At 64.3% G+C, this 15,550-nt stretch carries 18 protein-coding genes; 5 read left to right on the forward strand and 13 right to left on the reverse strand.

Annotated features, from left to right (window positions below):
* Positions 1 to 76 precede the first annotated feature (76 nt).
* Complete coding sequence (locus NKH28_RS23065) at positions 77 to 226, reverse strand: hypothetical protein (RefSeq protein ID WP_352469632.1); 150 nt, start codon at positions 224 to 226, stop codon at positions 77 to 79.
* 83 nt (positions 227 to 309) lie between these two features.
* On the opposite strand from NKH28_RS23065, the gene NKH28_RS23070 reads away from it, so the two are divergent.
* Both NKH28_RS23070 and NKH28_RS23075 read left to right on the forward strand, forming a co-directional pair.
* The gene (locus tag NKH28_RS23070) at positions 310 to 777 is read left to right on the forward strand and encodes an ABC transporter permease (protein WP_352980508.1); all 468 of its coding nucleotides are present in this window, start codon (positions 310 to 312) and stop codon (positions 775 to 777) included.
* Positions 774 to 1,112 (forward strand): ABC transporter permease, encoded by a 339-nt coding sequence (locus NKH28_RS23075; protein WP_352980509.1) that lies wholly within the window; start codon positions 774 to 776, stop codon positions 1,110 to 1,112. The genes NKH28_RS23070 and NKH28_RS23075 overlap by 4 nt, the downstream gene beginning before the upstream one ends.
* A 192-nt stretch (positions 1,113 to 1,304) precedes the next feature.
* Here the strand turns inward: NKH28_RS23075 and NKH28_RS23080 are convergent, their stop codons facing one another.
* Genes NKH28_RS23080 through NKH28_RS23105 form a run of 6 tightly spaced genes read right to left on the reverse strand, consistent with a single transcriptional unit; the run spans position 1,305 to position 6,100 of the window.
* A complete protein-coding gene (locus tag NKH28_RS23080; RefSeq protein ID WP_352980510.1) occupies positions 1,305 to 1,439 on the reverse strand; it encodes a hypothetical protein in 135 nt (44 codons plus the stop codon).
* A 42-nt stretch (positions 1,440 to 1,481) separates the two neighbouring features.
* Positions 1,482 to 2,288 carry a 2-oxo-hept-4-ene-1,7-dioate hydratase gene (gene hpaH, locus NKH28_RS23085; protein WP_352836788.1) on the reverse strand — a complete coding sequence of 269 codons (807 nt, stop codon included), beginning with the start codon at positions 2,286 to 2,288 and terminating at the stop codon, positions 1,482 to 1,484.
* Positions 2,285 to 3,160, reverse strand: a complete 876-nt coding sequence (locus tag NKH28_RS23090) for a fumarylacetoacetate hydrolase family protein (protein WP_352980511.1) — start codon at positions 3,158 to 3,160, stop codon at positions 2,285 to 2,287. The genes hpaH and NKH28_RS23090 overlap by 4 nt, the downstream gene beginning before the upstream one ends.
* 25 nt (positions 3,161 to 3,185) lie before the next feature.
* A complete protein-coding gene (hpaD, locus tag NKH28_RS23095) occupies positions 3,186 to 4,166 on the reverse strand; it encodes a 3,4-dihydroxyphenylacetate 2,3-dioxygenase (RefSeq protein WP_352469637.1) in 981 nt (326 codons plus the stop codon).
* A 15-nt stretch (positions 4,167 to 4,181) separates the two neighbouring features.
* Positions 4,182 to 5,699: a 5-carboxymethyl-2-hydroxymuconate semialdehyde dehydrogenase gene (gene hpaE, locus NKH28_RS23100; RefSeq protein ID WP_352980512.1), complete on the reverse strand. Its 1,518-nt coding sequence runs from the start codon at positions 5,697 to 5,699 to the stop codon at positions 4,182 to 4,184.
* Positions 5,700 to 5,713: 14 nt separating this feature from the next.
* Complete coding sequence (locus NKH28_RS23105) at positions 5,714 to 6,100, reverse strand: 5-carboxymethyl-2-hydroxymuconate Delta-isomerase (protein ID WP_352980513.1); 387 nt, start codon at positions 6,098 to 6,100, stop codon at positions 5,714 to 5,716.
* Between the two features lie 224 nt (positions 6,101 to 6,324).
* Here NKH28_RS23105 and hpaR point away from each other — a divergent pair, with 224 nt between their 5' ends.
* Positions 6,325 to 6,735, forward strand: coding sequence for a homoprotocatechuate degradation operon regulator HpaR (gene hpaR / locus NKH28_RS23110; protein WP_352831300.1), 411 nt, complete (start codon positions 6,325 to 6,327; stop codon positions 6,733 to 6,735).
* Between the two features lie 6 nt (positions 6,736 to 6,741).
* Here hpaR and NKH28_RS23115 read toward each other — a convergent pair whose 3' ends face one another.
* On the reverse strand, positions 6,742 to 7,251 hold the full coding sequence (locus tag NKH28_RS23115; protein ID WP_352469640.1) for a flavin reductase: 510 nt from the start codon (positions 7,249 to 7,251) through the stop codon (positions 6,742 to 6,744).
* A gap of 10 nt (positions 7,252 to 7,261) precedes the next feature.
* Positions 7,262 to 8,806, reverse strand: coding sequence for a 4-hydroxyphenylacetate 3-hydroxylase N-terminal domain-containing protein (locus tag NKH28_RS23120; RefSeq protein WP_352469821.1), 1,545 nt, complete (start codon positions 8,804 to 8,806; stop codon positions 7,262 to 7,264).
* A gap of 91 nt (positions 8,807 to 8,897) precedes the next feature.
* Between NKH28_RS23120 and NKH28_RS23125 the strand changes: the two genes are divergently transcribed.
* Positions 8,898 to 9,767 carry a helix-turn-helix domain-containing protein gene (locus tag NKH28_RS23125; RefSeq protein WP_352980533.1) on the forward strand — a complete coding sequence of 290 codons (870 nt, stop codon included), beginning with the start codon at positions 8,898 to 8,900 and terminating at the stop codon, positions 9,765 to 9,767.
* A 13-nt stretch (positions 9,768 to 9,780) separates the two neighbouring features.
* On the opposite strand, the gene NKH28_RS23130 is transcribed toward NKH28_RS23125, so the two are convergent.
* The 4 genes from NKH28_RS23130 to NKH28_RS23145 are packed head-to-tail and all read right to left on the reverse strand — an operon-like array spanning position 9,781 to position 13,899.
* Positions 9,781 to 11,133 (reverse strand): aspartate aminotransferase family protein, encoded by a 1,353-nt coding sequence (locus NKH28_RS23130; RefSeq protein WP_352503133.1) that lies wholly within the window; start codon positions 11,131 to 11,133, stop codon positions 9,781 to 9,783.
* A gap of 26 nt (positions 11,134 to 11,159) precedes the next feature.
* Positions 11,160 to 11,822 carry an HAD family hydrolase gene (locus NKH28_RS23135; RefSeq protein ID WP_352469643.1) on the reverse strand — a complete coding sequence of 221 codons (663 nt, stop codon included), beginning with the start codon at positions 11,820 to 11,822 and terminating at the stop codon, positions 11,160 to 11,162.
* On the reverse strand, positions 11,819 to 13,114 hold the full coding sequence (locus tag NKH28_RS23140; RefSeq protein WP_352980514.1) for a Tm-1-like ATP-binding domain-containing protein: 1,296 nt from the start codon (positions 13,112 to 13,114) through the stop codon (positions 11,819 to 11,821). The genes NKH28_RS23135 and NKH28_RS23140 overlap by 4 nt, the downstream gene beginning before the upstream one ends.
* Positions 13,111 to 13,899 carry an IclR family transcriptional regulator gene (locus NKH28_RS23145; protein WP_352980515.1) on the reverse strand — a complete coding sequence of 263 codons (789 nt, stop codon included), beginning with the start codon at positions 13,897 to 13,899 and terminating at the stop codon, positions 13,111 to 13,113. The genes NKH28_RS23140 and NKH28_RS23145 overlap by 4 nt, the downstream gene beginning before the upstream one ends.
* A 159-nt stretch (positions 13,900 to 14,058) precedes the next feature.
* Between NKH28_RS23145 and NKH28_RS23150 the strand changes: the two genes are divergently transcribed.
* Complete coding sequence (locus NKH28_RS23150; protein ID WP_352980516.1) at positions 14,059 to 15,504, forward strand: APC family permease; 1,446 nt, start codon at positions 14,059 to 14,061, stop codon at positions 15,502 to 15,504.
* Positions 15,505 to 15,550 lie beyond the last annotated feature (46 nt).

A 15,550-nucleotide genomic window follows, 5' to 3' on the forward strand; every position in this document is an offset into this window, starting at 1 on the left:
GATAGCTGCCGAAATCCAGGAACAGCGCCTTCGCGAATGTGCTGCCAAATCTTGCATGCGGCAAAGCTCTGCAGCGCTACTGCCAAAGCCGCCTCATGCGAACGGAGACGTCCTCCAGGACTGGCATGGAGGCCAGCACGAGGAGAATGGCCGCCAGAAACAACGTCGCCGCGAAGCCGACATGCTTGAAACCCACAGCGCCGACGACGCCGCCGAGAAAGAACAATGCTGGTCGTCACGCTCTCGCTTTATGCCATCCAGAACGCGCTGCTCAGCCGCAGCGGCGCCGGTCTGCGCTAGGAGGCCCGGATGTCCTCCCCGCGGTCAACCACCACCAGCCGGCTTGGCCGCTTCGGCCTCGGGCTGACGGCCATGATGGTGCTGGCTTTCCTCATGGCGCCGCTGATCATCATCGTGCTGTTCTCGTTCAAGAGCAGCGGCGATTTCACCTTTCCCATCACCGGCTGGTCGCTGAAATGGTACCGCGAGTTCTTCTCGATGCAGACCTGGATGGATGCCCTGCGCAACAGCCTGGTTCTGGCTGTCTCGACGACACTTTTGGCGACGCCGCTAGGCACCATGGCCGCGCTCGGCCTCGCGGCGCCTAATCTGCCAGGTCGGCGCACGATCTCCGCCTTGCTGCTGGTGCCGATGATCGCGCCGGTGGTCATCGTCGGCGTCGGCCTGTATTTCGTCTTCTCGATGGCCGGCCTGACCGCGACCCTTCCCGGCCTCATCCTCGGCATACCTCGCTCGCCGTTCCCTTCGTCGTGGTGACCGTCTCGGCCGTTCTCACCGGTCTCGACAGGCGGCTGCTCTGGGCGGCCGCCAGCATGGGGGCGCCACCCTTCCTCACCTTCCGCAAAGTCACGCTTCCGGTCATTCTGCCGGGCATCGCGTCGGGCGCGCTGTTTGCCTTCGCCACCTCGCTCGACGAAGTCGTGGTGACGATGTTCCTCGCCGGTCCCGGACAACGCACCTTGCCGCGCGAGATGTTCACCATCGCGCGCGACACGCTGACGCCGACCATCGCGGCTGCTGCCACAGTGCTGATCGCCGCCTCGATCGTTTTGCTGATTGCGTCCACAGCGCTCGGCCGCTCGAATCGATAGCGCCGGCCGTCCCGACAAGGAACCCCTCGGCTTCTGGCCACGGGTTTGTCGATCAAACGCATGTTGCCCAAAACTGCACAGCGGCTCGGGACAGCGGCTCGGATTGAAACAGGAGCGCAAAAGCGCGTCAGCGGATCGTGGTCTATCGCGTAATAAAGCCTTTCAGGAACGCGGCCAGCGATGGAAGTCGAGTTAATCCTGATCGTCCAGCAAAGCGATGGCATCGAACGGTTGTTCGCGCGGCACCCGGATTTCGGCGCCGATACTTTGAAGGCTGGCAAGGAGTGCCGACACCCTTTCGGGCTCTTCCGGGTTCTGTTTCAGCACGCCGCCGGCAAGTCGGGTCAGCGGGCTATGGAGGAATTGCCGCTAGCGGGCAAAGGTGATGCGGATCGCTCCATAGGGTCCGAAATCGGCAGCGATAGTGTCACTGTGGCGACACTCCACGGGCCGGATGAACGAGCCCGACAGCACGACCTGTCCGGCGGATATCTGCATGCCGTACTGATGCAGCCGGTTGGCCAGCCAGGCGATGCCCTTCGCCGGATGATCGAGCACCCCGGCGCCGAGCCCGGTCTCTTCGACCTCGCCATTGCGCGACAGGATGGCGCCGATCCAGCGCAGGTCGGCCTCGCGCGGTCCGGCACGACGGCCGCCGACGACGACGCCGGCATTGGCGGCATTGTCGGAGATGGTGTCGAAGAAGGTCCGTATCCTGCCGCTCTCCTTGTTGACGCGCTCGATACGGGTGTCGAGGATCTCCAGCGCCGGCGTGATGTAGTCGGTGGCGTCGAGCACGTCGTCGATCGACACGTCCGGACCGGCCAGCGACGCCTTCATGACGAAGGCGATCTCGGCCTCGATGCGCGGCTGGATGAAGCGGCCGGCTGGAACGGTGCCGCCGTCATCGAAGAACATGTCGTCGAACAGCACACCGGAATCCGGAATGTCGATGGCGAGCGCCGACTGCATCGCCTTGGAGGTCAGGCCGATCTTCCAGCCTTTGATCGTCAGGCCCGAGGCCACTTTTCGTTTCACCAGCGCCGCCTGGACGAGATAGGCGTCATCCATCGTCGCCCCGGGGAAATCGAGGCTGAGCAGCCTGATCTGGCGGCGGTCGCGCTCGGCCTCGAACAGCCTCGCGGCCGCGTCGTCGACCTGTTCCGGCGTCATCATCGACCGGTCCCTTCGTCGACGACGCCGTTGCTGAGCAAGCCAATGCCGTCGGCCTCGACCTCGATCACATCGCCCGGCTTCAGCCAGATTGGCGGGTCGAACCGGGCGCCGGCGCCGGTCGGCGTGCCGGTGACGATGATGTCGCCCGGCGCCAGCGTGGTGAAGGTCGAGATGTAGTTGATGATCTTGCGGAAGGAAAAGATCATGCGGCCGGTGCGGTCCTGCTGGCGAACCTCGCCATTGACGCGCGTGGTCAGCGCGATGTCGGCGATCTGTGCCTCGTCGGTGAACGGCACCAGCCAGGGGCCGATAGAGCCGGTCAGGTCGAAGTTCTTGCCCTGGGTGACATTGAACTTGGCGTGGCGCACCCAGTCGCGGATGGTGCCCTCGTTGCAGAGCGAAAGTGCTGCGATATGGCCCAGCGCATCCGCCTCGGCGATCCTGCGGCCGCCCTTGCCGATGACGATGACGATCTCGCCCTCATAATCGAGCTGCGGCGATTCCGACGGCCGCACGAGGGGCCTGCCATGGCCGACGAAGGAGCGCGGGAAGCGGATGAACAGCGACGGGTTCGAGGGTGCGGCCTGTCCGTCCTTGTACTCCTCGTTGCGGTCCGGATAGTTGACGCCGACGCAGATGATCTTTTCGGGCGAGGGGACGGGTATCTCGTAGGCGATGGCGTCGAGCGGGAAATCGGCGGCGAAAGCGTCCGCCTCTTCCGCCAGCCGTCGCAGTGCGCCGGCCTCTATCACCTCGCGCAAACTCGGCCACTGTGCGTGTCGCGCCGACAGGTCGACGCCGCCCTTGTCGGTGATTGCGCCGTAGCGCGTTTTGCCGCCAACGGTGAAGGTGGCGAGACGTGCCGCGCTCATTTGTTTCCCCTGCAGTTAGCCGACGTCACGGCGCGACGATCGGCGAGGCCGCCAGATCGGACTTGCGCGGCTCGACGCCGGCAAAGGTGCTGCCTTCCTCGAACCAGCTCTTCGGCGCCGGTGCGCCCCACAGCGTCTGGCGCTGCGGGTCCTTGAGGTCCCATTTGATCGGCTCTAGGTCGGGATCTACCGTCTGGTAGTCCGAGCAATAGATCTCGATGCGGTGATTGTCGGGATCACGGATATAGAGGAAGAAGGCGTTGGAGATGCCGTGCCGGCCGGGGCCGCGCTCGATGTTCGGCAGCCAGCCGGTGGTGGCCATCAGGTCGAGCAGATCGATGATGTTGAGCGGTGTCGGCACCCAGAAGGCGACGTGGTGCAGGCGTGGGCCAATGCCGTTGGTGAAGGCGATGTCGTGGACACCGCCCTTGCGGTGCGTCCATGCCGCCCAAAGTCTTCCGGTCGCGGCATCCTCCGTGTACTCGGTCACGCGGAAGCCGAGCTCGTTGTAGAACGCCACCGATTCATCGACATTGGGCGAGAAGCAGTTGAAGTGGTCGATGCGCAGCGGCTTGACGCCTTTGTACAGCGCATACTTCTGATGGATCGGCGGCAGCCGCTCCATTCTGGAATAGAATTCGAGCGGAATGCCGTGCGGGTCGCGGGTGCGGAAGGTACGCGACTGGTAGGGCCGCTCGACCCATTTCACAGGCAGACCCCTGGCTTTGAAGAAGTGCTCGGCCTTGTCGAGATCGTCGTCGGAAAACAGCTTGAAGCCGAGGTCGCGGGCTTCCGGCGCGGCACCTTTCCTGAGCACGATGCAATGGTGGCCGCGCTCTTCCATGGCGCGCAGATAGATGGCGTCCTTGGTCTCGTCGGTCACCTGCAGGCCGAGCGTGTCGACATAGAACGCGCGCGACTTACCGAGGTCCGTAACAGCCAGCTCGACGTGGCTGAGCCGCACGATGTTGAATGCCGGGTAGAGATTGGGTGTGGGCAAGGGCATCGTTGGGGTCTCCGGTCAGCCGCCGAGCTTCTGGATGGAATGCGGCGCCGTGGCGAACGCGATGTTCTTGGTTTCCATGTAGAAATCGAACGACCAGTCGCCGCCGTCGCGGCCGATGCCTGAGTTCTTGGCGCCGCCGAACGGCGTCGGCAGGTGGCGCATATTCTCCGAATTGACCCAGATCATGCCGGCGTCGAGCGCGTCGGTGAAGCGGAAGGCGCGGGTGACGTCCGAGGTCCAGAGATAGCCGGTCAGGCCGTATTGCGTGTCGTTGGCCAGCGCCAGCGCCTCGGCCTCGTCCTTGAACGAGATGGCGGTCAGCACGGGTCCGAATATCTCTTCCTGGGCGATGCGCATCTTGTTGGTGGCGCCGACGAACAGCGTCGGGCTGACATAGCAGCCGCCGCCCGGACCGGCGAACTTGCCGCCGCCGGCGGCGACGACAGCGCCTTCCGACTTGCCGATCTCGATATAGGACAGCACCTTTTCCTCATGCGCCGGATGGATCAGTGGGCCAACCACGGTTTCGGGGTCGAGCGGATGGCCTATCCTGATGCGCTTGGCCTTCTCCGCCACCAGCGCGGTGAACTTGTCGTAGATGCTTTCCTCGACCAGCAGGCGTGAGGACGAGGTGCAGCGCTCGCCGTTCAGCGAATAGATCATGAAGACGGCAGCGTCGGCGGCCCGCTCCAGGTCGGCATCGGCAAAGACGATGATCGGGTTCTTGCCGCCGAGCTCGAAATGCACGCGCTTCAGCGTGTCGGCACCCTGCTTCATGATCATCGAGCCGGTGCGGCTTTCGCCGACGAAGCCGATCGCCTTGATGTCGGGGTGTTCGGTCAGCGCTCTGCCGGCGTCCTCGCCAAAGCCGTTGACGAGGTTCCACACGCCCTTCGGCAGGCCGGCCTCCTCGGCGATCTCGACCAATAGCCGTGCCGTCAGCGGCGAGAACTCGGCTGGCTTGTGGACGATCGTACAGCCGGCGGCGAGCGCCGGCGCGATCTTCCAGGTCGACAGCATGAAAGGTGTGTTCCACGGCGTGATCACGCCGACCGGGCCGACCGGCACGCGCGTCGTCATGTTGACCTGGTTCGGTGCGCGGATCGCGTGGCCGTCGCGGGCCTCCGGCGCGCGGTCGGCGTAGAAGCGGAAGTTCTCCGCGCCGCGCAGCGCTGCCTTGGCCATGAACTTCAATGACTGGCCGGTGTCCATGCATTCGACGAAAGCGATTTCCTCGGCCCGCGCGACGATGGCGTCGGCTATTTTGTGCAACTGCTTCTTGCGGGCGTCGCCTGATATCGCCGCCCAGTCGCGGAAGGCAGCCTTCGCCGCTTTGGCGGCGCGGTCGATGTCGGCGGCCTTGCCGCGTGCCACCTTGGCGATCGGCTTCAGGTCGATTGGCGACAGCGTCTCGTATGTCGAGCCGTCGGCGGCCGGCACGGCTTCGCCGCCGATCTGGTTGAGCACGCCAGCGCTTCTGAAGCGCTCGAGATAGGCCTCGGCCTTTCTCAGATTGTCGTCCAATGCCGCCATGATATGGGTTCCTGTCACTTGCCGCCCAGGCGCGGGTGGATGGCATTCTTCTTCCAGCTTAGTTCGGCATCGATCTCGCGGATCTCCAGCGACAGCGCGAAATGCGGCGTCGTGAACAGAGATGCGAGATGATCCGAAACAGTAGTGAAGATCGCCTCGCCGGTGCGTTTCTTTTCCTCGGCGCTGCGGCCCTTGCCGATGCGGAAGTTCATGTCGATGAACCCGTTCTCCGGGAGGCGATCGGCGATCGCGTATGCCTCGGCGCAGAAAGCGCGTACCCTCACCGCGCCATGTTCGAACAGGCCGGTTTCGAGGATGGTGCGAGCGACCAGCGTGCAAAGCGCGCTGATGTCGACCTTGGCGTCGAGATTCGCCGAATATTCGATCACCATATGTGGCAAGGTTTCCTCCACCTTGTAATTAACATGTGAATTACATCTTGACGGCGGAATGTCAAGTGTCGTTCTCTATGCAGATACAGCTCCCGATGGTGGGATTGCCGCCCCCGGCGAAATCGCGGATATAGCTGCGATCCGAGCCTCATTGTGTGGTGCGAGTCGTACCGGAATTGGAATTTTTTGGAGACCTGACCTTGCTACCGCCCAGCACCCGCCGCTCCCTGCCCATGGCTCTGCTTCGCGCCCGCGAAGTGATCATGGCGCATTTCCGGCCGATGCTTGCCCGACACGACATCACTGAGCAGCAGTGGCGCGTGCTGCGTGTGCTTGCCGAAGCCGGGCCGCTCGAGGCAACCGAACTTGCCAATCGCGCCTCGATCCTTCCGCCCAGCCTGACCCGCATCATCAAGGCGATGGAGGAACGGCAGTTCATCACCCGCAACAAGGTCAAGGATGACGGTCGCCGGGCGCTGCTCGCAATCAGCCCGGCCGGGCTGGCGCTGATCGAGGATTTGTCGCCCGAGCGCATCGCCATCTACGATGCGATCGAGCAGCGCTACGGCGCCGAACAGCATGAGCACCTGCTCGACCTGCTCGAAAGCCTGATTCAGTCGGAATCATCCGAAAACCAGACCTGACAGCCTCTACCCGCCAAAACTGCCGAGTGCGCTCGGCTGCATGTAGTTGCGGCCGACATAGAGCAGCGCCGCCTCGTCGCTGCCGTGGCGGATGTCGACGACGCGGCCGAACATCACATTGTGCGTGCCAACCTTGTTCACGTCGCCGATCTCGCAATCGAAGCTGACGATGGCGTCGAGCAGCGCCGGCATGCCGGACGGCATGGTCTGCCATCTTGCCGCATTGTAGCGCTCGCTCATGTCGCGGATCGTGCCGGCGAACTTTGCCGCCAGATGGGTGTGTAACTGCGTCAGCACGTTGACGCAGAAACGCTGGTTGGCGAGGAACAGGCCGGTCTGCGCCGAGCGCTCGTTCATGCACACAAGCAGCGTCGGCGGATCGTCGGAAACGCTGCACATGGCGGTCGCAGTGAAGCCGCCGCGGCCGGCCGGACCATCAGTCGTGACGATGTTGACCGGCGCACAGACCCGCGCCATCGCCTCACGGAACTCCAGCCTTGCAACTTGTGGCTCCATGGCCGGGACCTCAGCTTGCGCCAGCCGGCAGCGGCGGCAGCCAGGTGTCGCCGGTCCAGCCCATTTCGTCGTAGTCGGCCATGCAGGTGTCGACCAGTTCCTCCATCGCCCTCAGGCGCCCGCCGCGCTCAGCGCCCTTCAGCACCTGCAGCCGCACCTCTTCCGGCGCACCGGCATAGTTGAGCTCATAGAGCGCGTGGCGGCCGCCGAACTCGGTGCCGGTCGCATCCCACAGCAGCTTCATGATCTTGATGCGTTCGACATGGCCCATGTCGTTGGAGCCGCGCACGTACTGGGCAAGGTACTTGTCGATCTCCGGATTGTCGAAATCCTTTGCCGAGGACGGCAGGTAGATCAGCCCCGAAGCGATGACTCGGCGCACCGTATCGATAACGCGCGGATAGGCCTCCGACATGAAAGTGCGATAGGCGAGCGCCGCCTCGAGATTGGGCAGCACGGCGCCGTTCGCCCATGGGATCGGTTTGTGCGCCATGGCGTTGGAAAAGCTCCAGAACATGTGGCGCAGCGCAATTACTTCGCCGAGCGCCGCCTGGTTGCCGCGGAAGGCATCCCCGCCCGTCGCGCGCAGCGCCTTCGCCAGCAGGCCTGCGAGGAAGTCGAGCTTGACGGCGAAGCGCGTGCAGCCCTGAAAACAATAGCCGTGCATGAAGCCCGACGCCGGGTGGAAGGAGAGGATCTTCTGCGCATCGCGCAGCACCAGCACGTCCTCCCAGGGGATGAAGACATTGTCCAGCACCAGGATCGCATCGTTCTCGTCGAAACGAGACGACAGCGGATAGTCGAAGGGATGGCCGACCGTGTTCGCCGTCTGCTCGTAAGAGACGCGGCAGAACATCTTTATCCCCGGCGCGTTCATAGGCACGATGAACATCACCGACAATGACGGGTCCTCGGTGACCGTCGCCGAGCTCTGCGCCAGGAAATTGTAATGGGTGAGCGCTGACGACGTCGCCACCACCTTGGCGCCGGACACCCAGATGCCGGCGTCGTTCTCCTTCGTGATGTGCACGAACACGTCCTTCACCTGCTCGGCCGGCTTGTGGCGGTCGATCGGCGGGTTGACGATGGCATGGTTCATGAACAGGGCCGCTTCCTGGGCGCGTTTGTGCCAGGCGAGTGCATTGTCCCTGAACGGGCCGTACCACTCGGCATTGGCGCCGAGCGTGTTCATAAGTGCTGCCTTGTAATCGGGCGTGCGCCCCATCCAGCCGTAGGACATGCGCGACCAGTCGGCGATGGCGGTCTGCTGTGCGGCGAGATCCGCGGCGGAATGGGCGACGCGGAAATATTTGTGCGTGTAGCCGCCAGAACCGGTGTCGGTCGGCGAGGTCAGCACCGCCTGCCGCGCCGGATCGTGCAAGGCATTGTAGAGGCGGGCCAGCGAGCGCGCCGAGTTGCGCATCGCCGGATGGGTGGTGACGTCGGCAATCCGCTCGCCATTGATATAGACCTCGCGCCCGTCGCGCAGGCTCTGCAAATATTCGGCACCGGTAAACGGCCGTTTCGTGTCGGCCCGGAAATCTTCCGATCGCATCATGATCCTCCTTTAACGCGTCAACTGTAGCGATCGTCGTGACAAAGGTTTATGGACGAAAGTATAGAACCACTTGGATTTTTTCGCCGTGATGAGCCAGACTGCCATTCCCGAATTCTTCGTCTACGGCGAACCGGCGCGTGCGCTCGACGTCGGATTCCTGCATGTCGAGACTGTTCTTGCGCGTGCCTCCGTGCATCGCGGCCAGGTTCTCGCGCACAAGCACCCGCAAATGGCGCAGATCACCTTCTGGACCGGCGGCAGCGGCATTTATCGGATCGAAGACGAGACCTGGAGTTTTTCGGCGCCGACGGTGAGCTTCATGCCGAGCGGCGTGGTCCACGGATTCAGCATCGAGACGGGCGCCGACGCCATCGTTGTCTCGGTCGCCGATGCTGCCCTTGCGGCGATCGCTGAGCAGTCCGCGCTGCCGCTCGACCAGCCGGTCTTCGTCACCGGACGCGGTGAAACGGCCCTCTGGGAAAGGTTGGGTGATACGGTTACGATGATCCAAGCGGAATATGCCGACAGGTTGCCCGGGATGGAGAAAATCCTGCCGCCGCTGATCGCCGTGGCATTGTCGGGCATCGCCCGCCTCGATGCGCAGTCGCATGCTGTCGCGGTGCCGGCGACGGTGGCGCTGGGCGGCCGGCTGCGGCGTCTGATCGACCGACACTTTCGCGACGACTGGCCGGTCGAGCGCTATGCCGCCGCGCTCGGCACCACGCGCCATCTGCTCGACAAGGCAGCGCGGCAGGTGCTCGGCGCGAGCGTACGCCAGGCGGTTGGTGAGCGGCGGCTGGTCGAGGCCAAGCGCCTGCTGCTGTTCACCGTGCGCCCGGTCGAGGACATCGCCTATGAGACCGGGTTCAACGACCCGGCTTATTTCTCGCGCTTCTTCCGCGCCGCCGTCGGCCTCTCGCCGGCGGCGTGGCGACGCCTGCGGCTCGGTCAGGACTGAGCGTCACCGTCGCTCAGGCGGCTGCCGTCAGTCCGGCGTCGAGAGCCTCGGCGATCTTTGCCACATCGGCGGACGAGATCACCAGCGGCGGCGACAGGATGATGGTGTTGCCGGAGACGCGCAGCATGACGCCGGCCTTGTAGGCGGCCTCTGCGGCGGCATTCATCGTCTTCTTGTCGGCCGGCTTCTTGGCGGCACGGTCGGAAACCAGTTCGAGCGCCGCCATCAGCCCTTGGTAGCGCACATCGCCAACCAAAGCGTGCTTCGCCTTCAGCGCCTCCAGCGCCTTGCCGAGCTCGACACCGCGCGCCGCCGCATTCTCGTTGACGGCAAGCCGCTTGGTCTCGGCGAGTGTGGCCAGCCCCGCCGCGCAGCCGACCGGATGGCCGGAATAGGTGTAGCCGTGCCCGATCGAGCCGAAGCTGGTCTTGTCGGCCTCGAAGACGTCGGCAACCTTGGCGCTGATCAGCGTGGCGCCGAGCGGGAAGTAGCCTGAGGTGATCGCCTTGGCGATGGTCATGAAATCCGGCTTCACTCCGGAGAGCCGCGAGCCCGACCAGGCGCCGGTGCGACCGAAGCCGGTCACCACCTCGTCGGCGATGAGCAGGATGTCGTGACGGTCGCAGATCGCCCGCACCATCGGCATGAAGCTCTCATGCGGAACGATCACACCGCCGGCGCCGAGCACTGGCTCCATGATGAAGGCGGCGATCGTGTCGGCGCCCTGGAAGGCGATCTCGTCTTCGATCGCCCGCGCGCAGAGTTTCGCCAGCTTCGCCGGATCGGTCTCGTCGAACGGATTGCGGTAGGTCCATGGTGCCGGTGTGTGGAAGACGCCGGGCAAAAGCGGCTCGTAGTTGCGCCGGAAATTGGCATTGCCGTTGACCGAGGCGCCGCCGAAATGCGTTCCGTGATAGCCCTTCTTCAGCGCCAGGAACTTCGTCCGGTCGCCCTGGCCCCTGATCTTCCAGTATTGCCGCGACAGCCGCAGTGCCGTCTCGACCGAGTCCGAGCCGCCGGAGGTGAAGAAGGTCCGTACCATGCCCTCGGGAGCGAACCAGTCGCACAGCTCATAGGCAAGCTCGATCGACGGTCCGGTCGAGGTGCCGCGAAAGCCGGAATAATAGGGCAGGGCGTCGAGTTGTGCTGCGATCGCCTTCTTGATCGGATCGCAGCTGTAGCCGAGGTTGACGTTCCACAGGCCCCCGACTGCATCGAGGACGGTGCGGCCTTCGGCATCGGTGACCGAGACGCCTTCGCCCTTCATGATGATCTTTGGCGGCGTCGCGCGCATCTCGGCCGGATGCGCCATCGGATGCCAGATCGGCTTGGCGTTGTTCTCGGTGAGGAAGTTGATGTCGCGCATCGGTGGGAACTCCGTTTCTTGAATTCTTAGGCCGCAACGCCGAAATGGCCGAGCGCCGCTGCATAGCCTTGCCCCGGTTGGGCGACGTCGAAATGCACGGCCAGCATGCCGGCGGCGACCGCGCCGTCGACGTTACGCTTCTGGTCGTCGACGAAGACGCAAGCCGCGGGCGGCAAGTGCAGTGCTTCGCTCACCATCGCATAAGCGCGCGGATCGGGTTTCAGGATGTGCGTGTAGGTGGCGTCGATGATGGTCTCGAACAGCGACAGCAGCGGCAGGCGCTCGCGAAAGCTGTTGCCGTAGAACAAGTCGAGCTCGTTGGAGAGGATGGCGAGCCGGATGCCAGCTTCATGCGCCGCACGGATCGCTCGTTCCGCCTCTGGCCGCACCACCGCTTGCGGGTCGGCGCCGCGCGCCCGCTGCACGAAAGTCGACATGTCGTCCCAGTCCTCGCCGACGAGACGGCCGACTTCACGCGTGCGCGTCTTCCAGTAGTCGCGCTCGCTGATCTCGTCGGCTTGCATGGAACGCCACAGCGGGTCGGATGCCGGATCGAACGGCCCGCGCCAGCCGAGCATGCCGGGCGTCAAGTCCAATGCGCGTTCGGTCAACGCGTGCGTTTCGAACAGCGTGCGGGTGACGACGCCGCCGAAATCAAGCACCAGCGCCTTTGGCGATGGCCCGCTCATGCAGCTTGAGTTCCTTCCGGCGCGCCCAGCGGCACAATGCCTTCGGCGACCCAGCGGTCGAAGATCTCCAGTGCCTTGGCGCTGAAGGCGGCGTCGTTGATGTGCCCTGATATCTCGTGCAACTCGGCATTGCCGGGCACGCTCGAGCGCATCTCCTCGACAAAGGCCGACAGCGCCTCCGGTTCGTGCAGCGGCTCGCCCTCCTGGTCCCATTGCTGGATGCCGCCTGCCGGCAGGATGAAGGCGGTCGGCCCGGTTGCGGCGGCGAGCTTCTCGCCGATGGCGCGCGCGATCTCCTTGCGGGTTTCGCCGTCTGATGTCACCGAGGCGAGCAGGCGGTTGTGCGCATGGTACGGCCGTTCGAAGAAACGGGCAGGCACTGCTTGCCAGGTCGGAAAATCCACCATGTCGACGGCGCCAGGTGCCACGATCTGAGGGATGCCTTGCCGACCAGCATTTTCCAGCCGGTCGGAGCCCGAATTCACCACCGAGCCGGTCAGCTGGTTGGCGAGTTCCTGAAGGCTGAAATCCATCACCGCGACGAAGCCGCGTTGCGCGGCGATCGCCTCAAGCGCCCGGCCGCCCATGCCGGTGGTGTGGAAGACGATGACTTCATAGCCGCGCTTCTCCAGCTCCGGCTTCAGCGTCACCATATAGTGCAGGCAGCTTTTTCCCAGCGAACTCATGCCTATCCTGGGCCGCGTCGCGTCCGGCTTAACGACGGCGCGCGCGGCACCCACCACCGCTCCGCAGGCCTGCGACAGCACCGCCTTGCAGGCACTGTTGAGGCCATAGAGACCGCCCGCCCACAGGATCATCATCAGGTCTGTGGCGATCCGTTCTGGTGGCAGCAGATGTGAATAGGCAATGGTCGAGATGACGAATTTCGGCACGCCGAGCGGCAGCGCCAGCGCGACGTCAAGCGCAAGGTCGGTGCCCATCGAGCCACCGAGCGCGATGAAACCGTGGATTTCGCCCTTGTCGCAGAGTGCGCGGGCAAGCCGCGAGGCGCCGAGCGCCATCAGCGTCATCGCCGAATTCTCGTCGCCGCTGGCGATGATCGCCTCGATGGTCGTGTCGGCAGCTTGAGCCACCGCATGCTTGTCATGCGCCGGCTGGTGGGGCGGATCGCCGAGCACGCTCACATCCATCATCACGGCGACACCGCCGACCGCCTCGATGCGCTCGCGCATGAAGAGCAATTCGTCGGCCTTGGTGTCACCGGTGCCTATAACCAGGATTCGGCGTGTCTCCTCCACAGTCAATCTCCTTGCAGGGGTATTTGTTGTCATGCTCGCTTGAGGCCCGGCTGGCCCTGCCGTCCGAAAAGCCGCTCGCTGATAACGCGCGCAGCCGCCGCCACACTGGCGCCATAGCGCTCGATCTCGCCCTTCTGGACCCGCACCTTAGGCGCCGCGACGGCGATGATGCCAATGGCAAAACCGTCGGCGCCGAGGATCGGCGCCGCGACGCTGAGCACGCCCTCCTCGAAGCCTTGCGAGCCGGTCGAGTGCCCGCGCGCGCGGGCGGCGGCGACATGCTCGGCAAGTGTTTTCGCGTCGCCTATTGTGTGGGGCGTGAAGGCCGGCAGCGGTCCGGCCAGAACAGCGTCTCGGATACGCTCTTCCGTGAACGCCAGGAACGCAATGCCAGAAGCCGTCGCATGCATCGGCAGCACCTCGCCGAGTTGCACGCTGACGCGATTGGCCCTGGTCGATTCGACGACATGGACTGTGATCAGGCCGCGCTTCGAATATTCCGACAGGTGCACCGTCTCATTGGTTTCCGCCGCCAGCGCCTCGACCACCGGCACCGCCATGCGCAGGAAGGGGAACTGGGCTTCGCGCATCAGCGCCAGCCGCGCGACACCGGCGCCCAGCCGGTAAAGACGCGTGGCTTCATCCTGCTCGACCAGCCCATGCGCTATCAGGGAGACCAGCAGCCGGCGCGTTGTTGCCTTGTCATGGCCGGCGCGCCGGGCGAGGTCAGCCAACGCCGTCTCGGGCTCGCCGCGACCGAGCATTTCCAGCAGCGTGATGGCCTTGCTCACCGTACCCATGCGTATCTGATCCTCCATCTGATACTTAACGTGCGAATTAACTTGACAGGAAGCCGGTTCCTTTGCAAGTCTATATTCGAAATGTCGTTGCAAATAATGAAACGACAAGGCGGCCCGAAACAGGGCCTCGACATTTCAGGGACACTTGGCTTCCGCAGCGCGGAATTGGAGGGAAAGATGACGACAATTGAAGCCGGCGAAGCGAACCGGCTGAGGAAGAACAGCCTTGGCGTTGGCGCCATCACCTTCATGGTGATCTCGGCAACGGCGCCTCTGACGGCTGTGGCTGGCGGCACGCCGCTCGGCATGCTGATGGGCAATGGCGCGGGCTTTGCCGGCACCTATCTGATCGTGACGCTGCTGCTGCTGTTGTTCGCGGTCGGCTATGTCGCCATGTCGCGCCATGTCGGCAATGCAGGCGCCTTCTATGCGTATGCGGCGCGCGGGCTCGGCGGTCTCGCCGGCGGCGCCACGGCGCTGATCGCAATCCTGTCCTACAATGCCATGCAGATCGGCGTCATGGGCCTTCTCGGTGCCGCGACCGCCGGGCTGTTCGCCGGCTGGGGCATCAACTTGCCCTGGTGGGCGTGGAGTTTCGTCGCCATCGCCATCGTCGCCGTGCTCGGCTACAGGCAGGTCGACCTGTCGGCCAAGATCCTGACCGTTCTGGTGCTTGCCGAATACGTCGTGGTGCTGATCCTCGACATGGCGATCGTCAAGACCGGAGGCGATAGTGGACTGTCAGCGGCGCCGTTCAGTTGGAGCCAGATCACCAGCGGCGCGCCGGCGATCGCCATCCTGTTCTGCTTTGCCGCGTTCATCGGCTTCGAGGCAACGACGATCTATGCCGAGGAGGCGCGCGACCCCAAGGTCACCATTCCGCGGGCGACATATTTCTCCGTCATCCTGATCGGCGTCTTCTACATGGTCACCGCATGGCTGATGGCGGTCGGTGCCGGCGTTGACAAGCTGCTGCCGGCGCTGCAGGGGCTTCAGGATCCGACCACGTTCCTGTTTGGCCTGTCCGACCGCTACGCCGGAACGATGCTCTCGCACGCCATGAGCATCCTGTTCGTGTCGAGCCTGTTTGCCGGCGTACTGGCGTTCCACAATGCGGTCGCCCGCTACATCTATGTTTCCGGCCGCGAGAAGCTCCTGCCGCGGACCATCGGCGTGACCCATTCGACGCACCAGAGCCCGCATGTCGCCTCGGTCATCCAGAGCGTGCTTGCCGCTGTCGTCGTCGGGCTCTTCGCCGTGCTTGGCCTTGACCCGGTGCTGGCGCTGTTTTCGTGGCTGACCAACGTTGCCACTCTCGGCGTCATCGTGATGATGGCGGTGGCCTCGCTCGCCGTCGTGATGTTCTTCCGTGCCAACCCGTCCAGTCAGGAGAACGCGGTGAAGACCACAATCCTGCCGGGGCTGACCTTCATCGCCTTCGTCATCATCATCTACCTGATCGTCATCAATTTCGGCGGCCTGTCCGGTGCTGGCGGGTTCCTCGGCGTGTTCCTGCCGGCGCTGGTGCTGATCGCGGCCGTGGTTGGCCTTGTGCTGGCGAGCGCGTTGAAGAGCCGGGATCCGGTGGCCTTCGCCGAGCTTGGACAGCCTTTGAAGGACTGAGATCAAGAGGGGCGGCGCATGACGCCGCCCCCTTCTTCACCCTAGG

Source organism: Mesorhizobium sp. M1227 (assembly GCF_040318315.1).
In the GTDB taxonomy this organism is placed as follows: Bacteria; Pseudomonadota; Alphaproteobacteria; order Rhizobiales; family Rhizobiaceae; genus Mesorhizobium.

Bases quoted from the DNA above. Each gene is read 5' to 3' on its own strand.
- NKH28_RS23090 (WP_352980511.1), bottom strand. From the start codon at position 3,160: ATGAGCGCGGCACGTCTCGCCACCTTCACCGTTGGCGGCAAAACGCGC.
- NKH28_RS23140 (WP_352980514.1), bottom strand. From the start codon at position 13,114: ATGACAACAAATACCCCTGCAAGGAGATTGACTGTGGAGGAGACACGC.
- NKH28_RS23145 (WP_352980515.1), bottom strand. From the start codon at position 13,899: ATGGAGGATCAGATACGCATGGGTACGGTGAGCAAGGCCATCACGCTG.
- hpaE (WP_352980512.1), bottom strand. From the start codon at position 5,699: ATGGCGGCATTGGACGACAATCTGAGAAAGGCCGAGGCCTATCTCGAG.
- hpaH (WP_352836788.1), bottom strand. From the start codon at position 2,288: ATGATGACGCCGGAACAGGTCGACGACGCGGCCGCGAGGCTGTTCGAG.
- NKH28_RS23135 (WP_352469643.1), bottom strand. From the start codon at position 11,822: ATGAGCGGGCCATCGCCAAAGGCGCTGGTGCTTGATTTCGGCGGCGTC.
- NKH28_RS23150 (WP_352980516.1), top strand. From the start codon at position 14,059: ATGACGACAATTGAAGCCGGCGAAGCGAACCGGCTGAGGAAGAACAGC.
- NKH28_RS23130 (WP_352503133.1), bottom strand. From the start codon at position 11,133: ATGCGCGACATCAACTTCCTCACCGAGAACAACGCCAAGCCGATCTGG.
- NKH28_RS23070 (WP_352980508.1), top strand. From the start codon at position 310: ATGTCCTCCCCGCGGTCAACCACCACCAGCCGGCTTGGCCGCTTCGGC.
- hpaR (WP_352831300.1), top strand. From the start codon at position 6,325: ATGGCTCTGCTTCGCGCCCGCGAAGTGATCATGGCGCATTTCCGGCCG.
- NKH28_RS23120 (WP_352469821.1), bottom strand. From the start codon at position 8,806: ATGCGATCGGAAGATTTCCGGGCCGACACGAAACGGCCGTTTACCGGT.
- hpaD (WP_352469637.1), bottom strand. From the start codon at position 4,166: ATGCCCTTGCCCACACCCAATCTCTACCCGGCATTCAACATCGTGCGG.
- NKH28_RS23115 (WP_352469640.1), bottom strand. From the start codon at position 7,251: ATGGAGCCACAAGTTGCAAGGCTGGAGTTCCGTGAGGCGATGGCGCGG.
- NKH28_RS23125 (WP_352980533.1), top strand. From the start codon at position 8,898: ATGAGCCAGACTGCCATTCCCGAATTCTTCGTCTACGGCGAACCGGCG.